This window comes from Burkholderia sp. Ac-20392, assembly GCF_017104585.1.
In the GTDB taxonomy this organism is placed as follows: Bacteria; Pseudomonadota; Gammaproteobacteria; order Burkholderiales; family Burkholderiaceae; genus Burkholderia; species Burkholderia lata.
The window spans coordinates 1-14093 of record NZ_JAAGPB010000204.1 but is presented as its reverse complement, the minus strand read 5'-3'; the positions used below and the strand labels follow the sequence as shown (position 1 = coordinate 14093).

Sequence of the window (14093 nt, the reverse complement as noted above, 5' to 3'; positions counted from 1 at the left end):
CTCGCTGGCGGCGCTTACATCGGGCCGTCCGGATTGTTCGAGTCGCGCGGGCTGCCGGCGCCCGCGAGCGTGCCACGCGCAGCGCGCGACGTGGCCTCGGCGGCACTGCTGTGGGAAGCCTCGGAAGCCGCGACGGGCGTGCGCTTCCTCAGTTCGGGCGCGCCGGCCGGACGCTCGCCGGGCCGGCCGTTCGACACGGCGGCCGAGGTGCGCTGAAGCGCGCTTCGCCCTCTGCAATATTCGTCATACTTGTTGCATCAATCGAAAAGAAAGCTGGTTGAAAGCCTGATCCGACGGACTACTGTTACCGCTCAGGAAACAATCTATCGTCAAAATCAGCGTTTACCCTGAACCTTCCGATGACTAAGATTTGATCAATCGCTTAAGACATGGTGTCGAGAGCGAACTCAATAAAACACCGGAGGTCATCATGAAATCGCTCGTTTCCGCAGTCGTTGCCGCTGCCGCCCTGTCCGCTTCGTTTGGCGCATTCGCCCAAAGCACCGTGACTCGCGCTCAAGTGCGCAACGAACTGGTTCAGCTCGAACAAGCCGGCTACAAGCCGGGCCTGTCGAGCCCGTACTACCCGAACGACATCCAGAGCGCCGAAGCGCGTGTTCATGGTGCCGACACCAGCGGCTACGGCGCGCAACCGGCTCCGGTCGTCCACTCGGGCGCCCCGGCAGCGTCGTCGAACGCTCGCGACTCGATCTTCTTCGGCCAGTAAGCCGATGCGCCCTCGGCGGGCGCCGCGCGTCGCGCGATGAAGCACGAAAGTCCGGACGAGCCCCCTTGCGGGGCTCGTCCTTTTTTATGAAACGCATACCTCCGCCGCCCGGCAACGGGTGGCTTCGCCCGGACGCCTGGCGTCCGGGCGCTTTTTCATCTGCGAGGTAGGCGTACGGGCATGGTGAAGCCGGGCGCAACCGTCAGCGCGATACAGCCGCCGCAGGCGCCGATCGCGACAACACGCGCCACCGCGACAGCAACTCGTCGCGATCGACGTAGCAGCCCTGCAGGTGCCGGCGTCCGGTAGACGGATCGAACTCGGTGCGCGCATGCAGCACGCGCCGGTTGTCGAACGCCCACATGTCACCCGCCCGCAGCCGGCGCTGCACGCGAAAGCGCGGCTCGCGCGCCAGCGCGAGAAACCGCCGGTACGCACGATAGACGTCCGCGACCGAGCCGGCCGGTGCATCGAGCGGCCCGCGCAGGAAGTTCGCGACGCGCACCTCGGTCACGTTGCCGCGCGCATCGAGCCCGATCACCGGCGCCGAGCAGCGGTAGTCGCTGTTCGCACTCTTGTTCCAGAACTCAAACGGCGTCGCCGCGAGTCGTTCAAAATCGGCCGGATGCTCGCGCCGCAGCGCATCGGCAAGCGCAAAGCCGTCGAGGAACACGCTGTCGCCGCCGGTCGCATCGTTCGCGAGGCAATGCAGGAACTGCACGCCCGGCTGCAACTCGCGGGTCGGCAAGTCGGTATGCGGCGGCAGGTTCAGCGACGTATACGCATTGCTGTCCGGGCGCGGCTTCGATTCGACGTCGAACAGCACGCCGAAATTGCTTTCGCGGATCAGGCCGATGCGGCGCGCGATCTCGTCGACACGGCCACGCTCGGCCGGCACGCCTTCGACGAGCGTCAGCCCCGTGCGTTGCAATGCGGCGAGCCATGCGAGCAATGCACCGTCGTCCTCCATCACGTCGCGCCACGCGAACACGCCGATGGCCGTCGCATCGTCGCCGGCCCATACGTGCCGCCCATGCGCGGCCTGACGCTCCGCGCGCGACGCGTCGTCGTACGCATGCGCGCGCAACCAGCCCGGCGACCACGCGCTGCGATGGCCGTCGTTCCACTCGACATGCAGCGCGCCGTCGGTTTCGACATGCACCGTGAGCGCGGAGAGATCCTCGCGCGCGTCGGCGATCTCGAACACCTGTTCACGCGTGACGGCGTGCACGCACGCGGCACACGCGCAGTTGTCGCGCAGCCAGTCGAAATGAAACGGCGATCGTCGCGTGTCGCTCCACTCGACGTCCACCGCGCCATCGCCAATCGTCGCCGCCGCAATGGCCGCGTCGGCCGAAAACGTCCGCCAGTCCTCGATACGGTGTTGCGCTGCCTGCATCGTTGCCTCCCGGAAACGCCCGCTACGCGTGTGGTGCGAGCAGAAACCCGCCGACCGTCCGGTGCAGCCGCGCCGCCTGCGGGCTCGTCCCGAGCGCGCGCCAGCAGCCGTGCACCAGCCCCTCTCCCATCCAGTAATGCGCGGCACCGCCGGCCGCGCGAATCCGTTCGACATACACGCGCGCATCGTCGCGCAATGGATCGTGTTCCGCGCCGATCGCGAGCACGGGCGGCAGGCCGTCGAAACGCGAAGCCGCGAGCGGTACCGACGCGCGCAGCAGCGGGTTGCCGTCTCCCAGCGCATCGAGCAAGCCGCCTTCCCAGTACAGCGCGCGATAGCGATGGACGTCGTCGAGCGTCAGCATCGGCGCGTGCGCTTCCGTTTCGCGCGCGGGCGATTGCGGTTCGAACCCGAGCATCGGATAGACGAGCGCGATGCCGTCGACACCGCCTTCGCCCGCATCGCGCAACGCGGTGGCCACGGCCGCCGCGAGCATGCCGCCCGCGCTGTCGCCCGCGAGCGTCAGCGGATGCACGCACGGCCCGAACGACCAGCGTGCGTCGCGCGCGGCGCGCGTGACCTCCAGGCAATCTTCGAGCGCGGCCGGCGCGCGATGCTCGGGCGCGAGCCGATAGTCGACCGCGATCACGTCGAGCCCCGTATCGGCCGCCAGTTGCGCGGTGATCAGCGCATGACTGTCGAGCGAGCCGACGACGAAGCCGCCGCCATGAAAGAACAGCGCCGTGCCGCGCGGTGTGCCGTGCGCGGACGTATAGCGCCGCAACGCAATCGCGCGGCCATCGGGCGCATGCCACACGGCGTCCTGCCGCACGATGCCGGCCGGCAGCGCGGCCGGGGTCCATTCGGCCGCGAAGCGGTCGTACAGGCGGCGCTGCTCGCCGGGCGAGCGCGCCGCCGCGTCGGCCGGATACCACGCGTCGACGGCTGCAACGAACGCCGCGATTTCCGGTTCGAGCATCGTGTGCGCTCCGAGGTTGAAGGTTCGCGCCGGCTAACGGCGCGGCGGCAGCCCGATCACGCGGCCCGCATACGCGGGTGCTGCGCAATCGCGCTGCAATGCATGCAGTTCGGCCACGCGCGCGGCCACGTCGTCGTCGAACGGCGCCGATTTCGCGCCGTCGCGCGTGTCGACGTGCAGCAGCATCTGCTCGCTCGCCGATACCGCATCGTCGTGCCCGGCAGCGAACAGCTCGAGATACAGGTGCAGCCGCTTCGCGTCGTGCGCGAGCACACGCGCGTCGACACGCATCGGCGTGCCCTCCTTGATCTCGTGCAGGTAGTTCACGTGCGCTTCGAGCGTGTAGACCGAGCGGCCCCGCTCGCGGCGCGCAGCGTCATCGAGGCCGATGCGATCCAGCAGCGCATCGGTCGCGAAGCTGAAGATCAGCAGGTAGAACGCATCGCGCAAGTGGCCGTTGTAGTCGACCCATTCGGGCCGCACTACGTCGCGGTAAATCGTCAGCGGGGTATCGCCGGTCATCGTCTCTCGTCCTCAGTCTTCGAATCGCATCCCGTGCCGCGCCTTCACCGCGGCGATCGACTTCAGCACCTCGGTGATGCACTCGTCGCGATAGCGTTCGAGTTCCTTGATGCTGCGCGTGCCCTGCTGTTCGGTCGTGCCTTCGACGACGCTGTCGATCAGCGCATCGGTCAACGTCGGCGCGACCAGCTTCGTCCACGGCAATTCGAGCGCGGGGCCGAACTGCTGCATGAAGTGTCGCATGCCCGCGTCGCCGCCCGCGAGCGTGTAGGTCAGGAACGTGCCCATGAACGACCAGCGGATGCCCGCGCCGAAGCGGATCGCGTCGTCGATCTCGCCGGTCGTCGCGACGCCTTCGTTGACGAGGTGCAGCGCTTCGCGCCACAACGCTTCGAGCAGGCGATCGGCGATGAAGCCCGGCACTTCCTTGCGCACGTGCAGCGGCCGCATGCCGAGCTTGCGATAGATCTCCATCGCGCCTTCGACCGCTTCCGGCGACGTGCGCGCGCCGCCGAGCACTTCGACGAGCGGCAGCAGGTAGACGGGGTTGAACGGATGGCCGACCACGCAGCGCTCCGGATGCGTCGCCCGCGCGTAGAAATCCGTCGGCAACAGGCCCGATGTCGACGACGCGATGATCGCGTCGGGCTTCGCCGCACGGCTGATCTGCTCGTGCAGTTCGAGCTTCAGCGCCTCGCGCTCGGGTGCGCTTTCCTGGATGAAATCCGCGTCGGCGACGCATGCCTCGATCGTCGAGACGAAACGCAGCCGCGCGGGATCAGCGCCCGGCGCGAGGCCGACGCGTTCGAGCGCGGGCCACGCGTTCGCGACGTTCGCGCGCAGCCGCGCTTCCGCGCCCGGCGCGGGATCCCATACGACCACGTCGAGACCGTGCGCGAGCGCGCGGGAAATCCAGCCACTGCCGATCACGCCGGTGCCGATGGCGGCGAACGTCTTGATGTCGGTCTTCACAGCCATGTCAACGCATCCTTCAAATCAGGGGAAATCGGTGGGCGGCCGCGCCTGGGCGTGCCGCCGCGTCGTATCAATCAGTCAGGGGAACCACTCACGCGAACTCGGCAACCGCACGGCGTTCGAGCAGACGCTCGCCGCGTGCGGGCAAGCCGAGCTTGCGGCGGCCTTCGGCCGGCGTCAGCACGCGGCCACCGAGCCGTTCGATGATCTCTCTCGCGCGCTCGACGAGCGTGCCGTTGGTCGCATGCACGCCGCGATCGAGCCAGATGTTGTCTTCGAGGCCGACGCGCACGTGGCCGCCGAGCAGCATCGCCTGCGCAACCATCGGCATCTGCATGCGGCCGATCCCGAAGCCGGCCCAGTGCGCGCCCGGCGGCAGGTTGTCGACCATCGCCTTCATCGTGCCCGTGTCCGCCGGTGCGCCCCACGGAATGCCGAGGCACAGCTGGAACAGCGGCGGATCGTCGAGCAGCCCTTCCTTCAGCAACTGCTTCGCGAACCACAGATGGCCCGTGTCGAAGATCTCCAGCTCCGGCTTCACGCCGAGTGCCTGGATGCGCTTCGCGCCGGCGCGCAACTGCGCGGGCGTCGACACGTAGATGTAGTCGCCGTCGCCGAAATTCAGCGTGCCGCAGTCCAGCGTGCAGATCTCGGGCAGCAGTTCCTCGACGTGTGCGAGACGCGTGAGGCCGCCGACCAGATCGGTGCCCTGGCCGAAACGCATCGGGTCCTCGCCCGGGCCGATCTCGAGATCGCCGCCCATGCCGGCAGTCAGGTTGATGATCACGTCGACGTCGGCCGAGCGGATGCGGTCGACCACTTCGCGGTACAGGTTCGGGTCGCGGCTGCCGCGCCCCGTCTGCGGATCGCGCACGTGGCAGTGCGCCACCGTCGCGCCGGCCTTCGCGGCCTCGATCGCGGCGGCCGCGATCTCCTTCGGCGTGACCGGAATCGCCGGATGCTTGCCGACCGTATCGCCCGCGCCGGTGACGGCGCAGGTGATGATGACTTCGTGGTTCATGCTGATTGCCTCGCTTGAATCGGGTTGTGTCGCAATGCGGATGTTTCGTCAGGGCGCGCCGCGTGCGGCGCGCGGGCCGTCACAGGCCGAGATACGCCTTCACGGCCGGCAGCCCGTCCTTGCCGTCGAACGTCTTGACGCCCGCGAGCCACGGATCGAGCACCTGCGGGTTCTTCTTCAGGTACGCCTTCGCGGCCTCGGCCGGCTTCGTCTTGTTCATCACCGACTGCATCAGCTGGTTCTCGAGCTGCGTCGAGAAGCGCAGGTTCGTGACGAGCTTGCCCGCGTTCGGGCAACGTGAAATGAAGTCGGGCGCCGTGAGCGTGTACACGCGCGCTTCGCCGTAGTTGGGCCCGAACGACGCGTCGCCGCCGGAGAGATAGTTCATGCTGAGCTGGATGTTCATCGGATGCGGTTCCCAGCCGAGGAACACGACCCACTTCTTCTCGCGGATCGCACGCTCGACCGTCACCAGCATCCCGGCCTCGCTCGACTCGACGAGCTTGAAGCCGCCGAGCCCGTACTGGTTCGTGTCGATCATCTTCTGGATCGTCGCGTTCGCGCTGCTGCCCGGCTCGATCCCGTAGATCTTGCCGTCGAGTTCCGTGCGGTGTTTCGCGATGTCCTCGAAGGTCTTCAGGCCGGCCTGGTATTCATAGCTCGGCACCGCGAGCGTCGCCTTCGCGCCCGACAGGTTCGGCGGTTCGACGACGTTGATCGACTTGTTGTCGAGGAACGGCTGGAGCTGCTTCTGCTGCACGGGCCACCAGTAGCCGAGCGACACGTCGAGCTGCTTGCTCTTCAGGCCGGCGAACGAGATCGGCACCGACGCGATCGTCGTGGTCGGCTTGTAGCCGAGCGCCTCGAACACGGTCGACGCGAGCGCCGTGGTCGACGTGATGTCGGTCCAGCCGATATCCGCGAAACGCACGGTACGGCAGGTCGCGGCATCCGTTTCGGCAAGCGCCGTGTGCGTGAACGCGCCGGTCGCCAGCACGGCCGCGGCAAGCGCGGCGATCTTCGTCGACTTCATGGTTCGTTTTCTCCCGGTTGGACTCGCGGCAGCCGGCGCGCGGGGTGTGCCCGGCCTGCATCGTGGGAGTAAAAGTAACGAGCCATATTGGTCGCGAGAAGACCGGCGGCGACCTGTTCTTGACTATTTGCGACTATGAGTGGAAACCACTAGGTTTCTTGAAAGGCTTGGTGGACGGGGTTTTCACGCGTATTCCCGATGGATTCAGCTTGTCCACATGCGGCGCGACGCTTTCGATTCCGCCCGGCCCAAACGGCGGGCCGGTGCGGCTTCGGTCCCGCGGCACTCGCGCCGCCCCGACGAACGGGTGTCACGGGCGCGTGTGAAGCTGGCCCGGCCCCCAGCAGCCGAAAGGGCGTTTCGTATTGTGGAATCTGCGGCGAATTCCCGCACCGAGGCCTTTTCGTCGCTTGAAAACTTGTTTTGCATTGCAAAAACCACAACGTAACCCATTGAAAATCAAGCAAAAATAATGTCTTATGTCTTATATAAGACATCACCAAAAGCTCGACGGGCGGCGTTACTATTTATCCCATGCAGTTCGCTTCGACAGACGCAGCGGGCACGCTCAACCAGTTACTCAAACGCGCTTTGCTCCCAGGAGATTGACATGGCCCAGTATCAAGACGACATCAAGGCAGTTGCCGGTTTGAAAGAAAACCACGGCAGCGCGTGGAATGCGATCAGCCCCGAGTACGCTGCCCGCATGCGTGCCCAGAACAAGTTCAAGACGGGCCTGGACATCGCCAAGTACACCGCGAAGATCATGCGCGCCGACATGGCCGCCTACGACGCCGACCCGGCCAAGTACACGCAGTCGCTGGGTTGCTGGCACGGCTTCATCGGCCAGCAGAAGATGATCTCCATCAAGAAGCACTTCAACAGCACCGAACGCCGCTATCTGTACCTGTCCGGCTGGATGGTCGCTGCGCTGCGTTCCGAGTTCGGCCCGCTGCCGGACCAGTCGATGCACGAAAAGACCTCGGTCAGCGCGCTGATCCGCGAGCTGTACACGTTCCTGCGCCAGGCCGACGCCCGTGAACTGGGCGGCCTGTTCCGCGAGCTCGACGCCACCAAGGACGCTACCGCGAAGGCAGCAATCCAGGACAAGATCGACAACCACGTCACGCACGTCGTGCCGATCATCGCCGACATCGACGCCGGTTTCGGCAACGCGGAAGCCACGTACCTGCTGGCCAAGCAGTTCATCGAAGCAGGCGCATGCTGTATCCAGATCGAAAACCAGGTGTCCGACGAGAAGCAGTGCGGCCACCAGGACGGCAAGGTCACCGTGCCGCACGAGGACTTCCTCGCGAAGATCCGCGCGATCCGCTACGCGTTCCTGGAACTGGGCGTGGACGACGGCATCATCGTGGCCCGTACCGACTCGCTGGGCGCCGGCCTGACCAAGCAGATCGCCGTGACCGCCACGCCGGGCGACCTGGGCGACCAGTACAACGCGTTCCTCGATTGCGAAGAACTGTCGGCTGACCAACTGGGCAACGGTGACGTCGTCATCAAGCGCGACGGCAAGCTGCTGCGTCCGAAGCGCCTGCCGAGCAACCTGTTCCAGTTCCGCGCCGGCACGGGCGAAGCGCGCTGCGTGCTCGACTGCATCACGTCGCTGCAGAACGGCGCCGACCTGCTGTGGATCGAAACCGAAAAACCGCACATCGCTCAGATCGGCGGCATGGTCAGCGAGATCCGCAAGGTCATCCCGAACGCGAAGCTGGTGTACAACAACAGCCCGTCGTTCAACTGGACGCTGAACTTCCGTCAGCAGGCGTACGACGCGCTGAAGGCCGAAGGCAAGGACGTGTCGGCCTACGACCGTGCGCAGCTGATGAGCGTGGAATACGACGAGACGGAACTGGCCAAGCTGGCCGACGAGAAGATCCGTACGTTCCAGGCGGACGCATCGCGTGAAGCAGGCATCTTCCACCACCTGATCACGCTGCCGACGTACCACACCGCCGCGCTGTCGACCGACAACCTGGCCAAGGAATACTTCGGCGACCAGGGCATGCTCGGCTACGTGGCCGGCGTGCAGCGCAAGGAAATCCGTCAGGGTATCGCCTGCGTGAAGCACCAGAACATGTCCGGCTCGGACATCGGTGACGATCACAAGGAATACTTCAGCGGCGACGCAGCGCTGAAGGCGGCAGGCAAGGACAACACGATGAACCAGTTCTGATACCGGTCATCTCCAGGCGAAACGCCAACCCGTTGATTGCGGGTTGGCGTTTTTTTATTCCTCGATAACCCGCACGAACGCTTCCGCCAGCACCGTCGGCTCGACCGGCAACACCAGCGCGCACACCGACTTGGCGTCCTCATCCGAAATCGGCACGAAGACGACCCCGTCGATCCCGAGACTCGCCATCCGTTCCGGCACGATCGCCACGCCTTGTCCGGCCGCGACGAGATTCAGCATCGATGTCTTCGGCGACACGATCCGGGCGCTGGCCGGCACGAAGCCCCGCTTCAGGCAAAGATCGATCACGACGCGGGCCAGCCCGCCCCGCTCCCGATACACGGCCGATACGAACGGCTCGTGCCGCAGCCGCGAAATCGCCGTGCGCTTGCGGCCCGCCAGCGGATGATCGGCCGGCACCGCCACGCACAAACGCTCGGCCGCGAGCTCGACGAAGCGCACGCGCGGATCGCGGCGCAGCACCGGCAAACGAACGATCCCGATATCGGCGTTGCCGTTCGCGATCTCCAGCACCTGATCCTCGGATGACGCGCGGTCGAGATCGATCCGCGCGCCCGGACACTCGCTCATGAAGCGCTCGAGCACCGGCATCAGGCTGCCGACGGGAACGGTGCTGGAATGCAGGAGCCGCAATACGCCCGCCTCGCCGCGCGACAACTGCGCACCCTCCTCGGCTGCGGCGGTCAGGGTCGCGGGAATCGACGCCACGCGATCGCGATAGATCGCACCGGCCGGCGTGAGCCGTACCCCTCTCGGCTCACGGTCGAACAGCCGGAACCCCAGTTCGTCTTCCAGCTGACCGATCTGCCGGCTGAGCGCCGACTGCGCGACATGGAGCGCGCTCGCGGCCGGCGTGAAGCCGCCGAGATCGGCCACGGTCAGGAAATACTGAATTTGCCTCAGGGATGGCATGCCGAAAAGAGATGGATAAGCGCCCGATTTGATATTTGCGTTATACCGTCGCGCTTCCCAGAATGGAAGCCTGCCGTGCCGGACCCGTCGTCGCGGCCACAACGCCGGAGCCTTCCTCTTCGTGACTACTCTCCTGTCCTATCTGCTGGTCGTTGCCGCCGGCGTCAGCGTGGCGTTGCAACAGGTGCTCAACGCCAATCTCCGCACGCAGCTCGGCTCGCCGTGGTGGGCTGGCTCGGTCAGCTACCTCGTCGGCCTCGCCGCGATGCTCGCCGTCGCACTCCTGTCCCCGCATCCGCGCTTGACCGGCGCCGTCACCAGCGCCGGGTCGTGGTTCAGCTGGACCGGTGGGATTTTCGGCGCGGTATTCGTCGGCATCGCGATCCTGATGGTGCCGCGACTGGGCGCCGCGACGACACTCGCGCTGATCGTCGTCGGGCAGATGACCGGCGCGCTCGTGTTCGACCACTTCGGCGTGCTCGGCATCCAGCAGCACGCGGCCAGCCCGATCCGCCTGGCCGGCGCGGCGTGCCTCATTCTCGGGGTCGTGCTGGTTCGTGCGTGACGCGGCTGCATACCGCTGCCGGGTGCGCGCATTGCCGCACCACCGGCAATGCGCGCACCCGCCACTACGCTCATGCGTAGTTCATCATCACCGACTTGCTTTCCGTGTACTGGTCGATCACCGCGCGGCCGAGTTCGCGACCGAAACCCGACTGCTTCATCCCGCCGAACGGCATCGCGTTGTCGAGCAGCGAGTGGCAGTTGACCCACACCGTGCCGGCCGCGATGCGCGGGATCAGCTTGTGAATCGCGGAAAGGTCGTTCGACCAGATGCTCGCGCCGAGGCCGTACGGCGTGTCGTTGGCGAGCCGCACGGCCGTGTCGACGTCGTCGAACGGCATCGCGACGAGCACCGGCCCGAAGATCTCCTCGCGCACAACGCGCATCGCCTGCGTCGTATCGACCAGCACGGTCGGTTCGACGAAGAAGCCGGGGCCGTCGATCGCGCGGCCGCCCGCGGCAGCACGCGCTCCCTCGCCGAAGCCCGAGTCGATATAACCGCACACGCGCTGGCGCTGCTTCGCCGAGACGAGCGGGCCGATCTGCGTCGACGGGTCCATCCCCGGGCCGATCTTCAGGCTCGCGGCGATCTTCGCGACGCGCTCGATCACATCGTCGAACACTTTCGCATGGATGTACGCGCGCGACCCGGCCGTGCACACCTGCCCCTGGTTGAAGAAGATCGCGTTCGCCACGCCCAGTGCGGCCTTGTCGGGATCGACGTCGGGCAGCACGATCACCGGCGACTTGCCGCCGAGTTCGAGCGACATCCGCGTCATGTTGTCGAGCGCCGCGTGGCCGATCGTCTTGCCCGTCTGCGTCGAGCCCGTGAACGCGATCTTGTCGATGCGCGGATCGCTCGACAACGCGGCGCCGGCCGTGTGACCGTAGCCGGTGACGATATTGACGACGCCGTCGGGAAAGCCGGCCGCCTGAATCAGCTCGCCGAGTCGCAATGCACTCAGCGGCGTGTCTTCCGCGGGCTTCAACACCACGGTGCAGCCCGTGGCCAGCGCGGGCGCAAGCTTCCACGCGGCCATCAGCAGCGGGAAATTCCACGGAATGATCGCGCCGACCACGCCGACGGGCTCCTTGCGCGTATAGGTGAAGATCTCGCTGTCCGGCATATACGGCATGCCTGCATCGATCACGCTGCCTTCGATCTTCGTCGCCCAGCCGGCCATGTAGCGGAAGCACTGCGCGGCCATCGCCACATCGAGGCCCTGCGCCACCATCACGGGCTTGCCGTTGTCGAGCGACTCGATCTCGGCCAGCTCGCGCGCATTTGCTTCGATCAGGTCCGCGAGCGTCAGCAGCAGGCGCTCGCGATCTGTGGTCTTCGCGGTGCGCCACGGCCCCGCGTCGAATGCACGCCGCGCGGCCGCGATGGCCTGCTGCACGTCGTGCTCGTCCGCTTCGGGCACACGCGCGAGCACGGTGCCGTCGGCCGGGTTCACGACGTCGAGCTGGCGGCCCGACGCCGCATCGCTCCACTCGGCGCCGATCAGCATCTTCTTCGGCTTCGCGAGAAACGCGCGCGTGGCGTCGAGCAGCGGGAAATTGTCGTTCGTCTCCATCTTCGATCTTCCTCGAGTTCCAGAATGAATCGGTCAGTAGCGATCCGTGACGCCGTCGATCCCGCGTGCCTGCAACGCGCGAACGAGGCCGGCGCGCACGGTCGCGACGTCGGAAAAAGCGGGACGGCGATGCGCGGCGACTTCGGCGGCCGTATACGGCTTGAAGTCGCGCGGCAGCGCGTCGCGGTTCATGGTCGTGAGTACCCAGTTGAGCACGTCGGCCAGATCCTGGTCCGACAGCGCCGAGTTCGACGCGCCGGGCACGCGCATCACGTACTCGCGCCCGGCCGGCAGATGCGTGAAATAGCCGAGCGAGTTGGCGAGCGGCGGTACCTTGCCGGGGATACCGCCGCCTGTCGCCGTGTGGCAGCCCATGCAGTTGAGCACCCAGTGCTGCCGCGCGAGCGCCGTGTCGGCCGCGCCTTCGGCATGCGCGGGGGCTGCGGCCAAACCGACGACCGCCCCGGCCAGCATCAGCAACGATGACAGACGACGCGACATGCCACCGAGCCACGACGACTCCGCGCACCGCGTGCGCGATACGGCGTCGCCAACACGAGGCGCGCGGGCGAGCGTCACAGGCCGAGCCCCTTGATGACGACCTCGCGTTGCGCATGAACGGCCGTGCCGTCCATCGCCTTCGCGCGCGCCGCGCGGATATCGGCCGCGGTGAACGGCTTCGCGTCGCCGTGCTGCGCGTTGAGATCGAACACGACGTAGTTGAGCACGTGCGCGATATCGTCATCGCTCGCGCTCGCAAACGACGGCATCTTGAAGTTGTAATTCTTGTCGCGCACCTTGATCTCGCCGAACATCCCGTGCAGCAGCGTCGCGACCAGTTGCGCGCGCCCCGGCTCGGCCGTCGCATACTTGCCCGGATACTCGGTCAGCGGCGGCGCGAGGCCGTCCTGCCCCTTGCCGCCCGCCTGGTGGCACACCGCGCACTGCGCGTCGAACAGGCTCTTGCCGGCCGGGTAATGCACGGCTTCCTGCGCGCCGGCGGGGCCCGCCAACACCAAGGCTGCCACGGCCGTCATGCATGCGACGGCGATCTTTCCTGCTTGCTTCCCTTTCATTGCTTCGCCGCTCCCAGCAGAACCGAAACCGAACAGTGATAGTTCGAATTGCCGTTGGCCATGCACCAGTTGATGTCGTTGTTCAGCGACAGCTTGTACAGCGGCTTCTCGCGCTCGTTGCGGTTGCAGAAGCACTTGCCGCACGACGTCTTGCCGCAGCAATCGTTGTACGACACGATGTAGTCCGAACCGTCGTGCGGGTTGCGGCACGTGCCGATCCACGTAATGGGTGACGGCGTCGTGCCCGGCGGGCAACTGCTCGACGTGCCGCCGCAGCAACTGCACAGCCAGCCGTCGATCGCGCAGTATTTCCAGTAGTCGCAGCTCATCGGATCGTCGCTTGCTCCCGATCCGGCGCCGCCGGACGCCGCCGATGCGCCCGATGCCGCATCGGCCGCATACGCGGTGCGATCGACGGGCAGCAGCGGCAGCATCGCCGACCCCACCAGCACCTTGCCGAGCTTCGCCATCGCGCTGCGCCGCGAGCTGTGCTGCGCGACGCCGCGCGCCGACCGCTCGAACCATGAATCAAACAGGCCCATGTCGTTGTTCTCCCTTGACGTTGAATGAGGGGCGGCCGGTCATGCGTGCTGCGCGTGTGCGTCGTGGTCGTGGCCGTGATCGCCATGCACGAACTGCTGCAGCGATGCGACGCCACGCTCCTTCGCTTCGAACAGGCTCTCGAGATGCTCGCGCGTATTGACGAGCCCCTTCGCGCGCACCGTGCCGGTTTCGTCGAGCAGCACCGCATACGGCAGCTTGCCGATCTGGTACGCAAGGCCGAGTTCCTGCGACAACACGTACGGGAAGCGTCCGAGGTCGTGCTTGCGCGCGAAGCGCGTGTGTTCGTCGACCTCGCCGTCGCTCGCGAGCACGATGTTCACCGGCGTCGCTTCGCTCGCCTGCAACGACGGCAGCAGCGGCAGCAGCTTCTTGCAGACGGGGCACGTCGGCGACAGGAAGAACAGCAGCGTCGCCTTGCCCGACGCCTCGAAACCGCCGACCTTCACCTGCGAGCCGCGAATGTCGGTCAGTTCGAAGGTCGGCGCGATCGCGCCGACCGCCGGCCCCTTGTCGATCATCAATGCGCCGA

General features: G+C 66.6%; 15 protein-coding genes and 1 pseudogene. 4 read left to right on the top strand and 12 right to left on the bottom strand.

The genetic code is table 11. The features are described 5' to 3' along the window. Together G3N99_RS21560 and G3N99_RS21555 are read left to right on the top strand one after the other, a co-directional pair. Positions 1 to 216: pseudogene (locus G3N99_RS21560) on the top strand (short-chain dehydrogenase); the annotation flags it as partial. 214 nt (positions 217 to 430) lie between these two features. After that, positions 431 to 727, top strand: a complete 297-nt coding sequence (locus tag G3N99_RS21555; RefSeq protein WP_174938990.1) for a DUF4148 domain-containing protein — start codon at positions 431 to 433, stop codon at positions 725 to 727. A 202-nt stretch (positions 728 to 929) separates the two neighbouring features. On the opposite strand, the gene G3N99_RS21550 is transcribed toward G3N99_RS21555, so the two are convergent. The 6 genes from G3N99_RS21550 to G3N99_RS21525 all read right to left on the bottom strand — a co-directional run bounded on the left by G3N99_RS21550 (position 930) and on the right by G3N99_RS21525 (position 6656). After that, positions 930 to 2126 carry a TauD/TfdA family dioxygenase gene (locus G3N99_RS21550; RefSeq protein WP_206123423.1) on the bottom strand — a complete coding sequence of 399 codons (1197 nt, stop codon included), beginning with the start codon at positions 2124 to 2126 and terminating at the stop codon, positions 930 to 932. Between the two features lie 22 nt (positions 2127 to 2148). Further along, on the bottom strand, positions 2149 to 3105 hold the full coding sequence (locus G3N99_RS21545; RefSeq protein WP_206123422.1) for an alpha/beta hydrolase: 957 nt from the start codon (positions 3103 to 3105) through the stop codon (positions 2149 to 2151). A gap of 33 nt (positions 3106 to 3138) precedes the next feature. After that, complete coding sequence (locus tag G3N99_RS21540; RefSeq protein WP_206123421.1) at positions 3139 to 3627, bottom strand: thioesterase family protein; 489 nt, start codon at positions 3625 to 3627, stop codon at positions 3139 to 3141. Between the two features lie 12 nt (positions 3628 to 3639). Then, a complete protein-coding gene (locus tag G3N99_RS21535; protein ID WP_006484739.1) occupies positions 3640 to 4605 on the bottom strand; it encodes an L-carnitine dehydrogenase in 966 nt (321 codons plus the stop codon). Between the two features lie 88 nt (positions 4606 to 4693). Continuing rightward, positions 4694 to 5623, bottom strand: a complete 930-nt coding sequence (locus G3N99_RS21530) for a 3-keto-5-aminohexanoate cleavage protein (protein WP_174936524.1) — start codon at positions 5621 to 5623, stop codon at positions 4694 to 4696. A gap of 79 nt (positions 5624 to 5702) precedes the next feature. After that, a complete protein-coding gene (locus tag G3N99_RS21525) occupies positions 5703 to 6656 on the bottom strand; it encodes a choline ABC transporter substrate-binding protein (protein ID WP_174938982.1) in 954 nt (317 codons plus the stop codon). A gap of 610 nt (positions 6657 to 7266) precedes the next feature. On the opposite strand from G3N99_RS21525, the gene G3N99_RS21520 reads away from it, so the two are divergent. Further along, complete coding sequence (locus G3N99_RS21520; RefSeq protein WP_206123420.1) at positions 7267 to 8850, top strand: isocitrate lyase; 1584 nt, start codon at positions 7267 to 7269, stop codon at positions 8848 to 8850. A gap of 54 nt (positions 8851 to 8904) precedes the next feature. Here G3N99_RS21520 and G3N99_RS21515 read toward each other — a convergent pair whose 3' ends face one another. Next, a complete protein-coding gene (locus G3N99_RS21515; protein ID WP_206123419.1) occupies positions 8905 to 9783 on the bottom strand; it encodes a LysR substrate-binding domain-containing protein in 879 nt (292 codons plus the stop codon). 121 nt (positions 9784 to 9904) lie between these two features. Here G3N99_RS21515 and G3N99_RS21510 point away from each other — a divergent pair, with 121 nt between their 5' ends. Further along, positions 9905 to 10348 (top strand): DMT family transporter, encoded by a 444-nt coding sequence (locus G3N99_RS21510; RefSeq protein ID WP_206123418.1) that lies wholly within the window; start codon positions 9905 to 9907, stop codon positions 10346 to 10348. A gap of 70 nt (positions 10349 to 10418) precedes the next feature. On the opposite strand, the gene G3N99_RS21505 is transcribed toward G3N99_RS21510, so the two are convergent. From G3N99_RS21505 to mauD, 5 genes are all read right to left on the bottom strand, one after another. Next, positions 10419 to 11924 carry an aldehyde dehydrogenase family protein gene (locus G3N99_RS21505; RefSeq protein WP_206123417.1) on the bottom strand — a complete coding sequence of 502 codons (1506 nt, stop codon included), beginning with the start codon at positions 11922 to 11924 and terminating at the stop codon, positions 10419 to 10421. Between the two features lie 33 nt (positions 11925 to 11957). Then, complete coding sequence (locus G3N99_RS21500) at positions 11958 to 12425, bottom strand: cytochrome c (protein WP_241011776.1); 468 nt, start codon at positions 12423 to 12425, stop codon at positions 11958 to 11960. A gap of 74 nt (positions 12426 to 12499) precedes the next feature. Next, positions 12500 to 13000, bottom strand: coding sequence for a cytochrome c (locus G3N99_RS21495; RefSeq protein WP_206123415.1), 501 nt, complete (start codon positions 12998 to 13000; stop codon positions 12500 to 12502). Further along, positions 12997 to 13542, bottom strand: coding sequence for a methylamine dehydrogenase light chain (locus G3N99_RS21490; RefSeq protein WP_206123414.1), 546 nt, complete (start codon positions 13540 to 13542; stop codon positions 12997 to 12999). The genes G3N99_RS21495 and G3N99_RS21490 overlap by 4 nt, the downstream gene beginning before the upstream one ends. 39 nt (positions 13543 to 13581) lie before the next feature. After that, the coding region (gene mauD, locus G3N99_RS21485) for a methylamine dehydrogenase accessory protein MauD (protein WP_206123413.1) at positions 13582 to 14093 on the bottom strand (512 nt) is incomplete at its 5' end.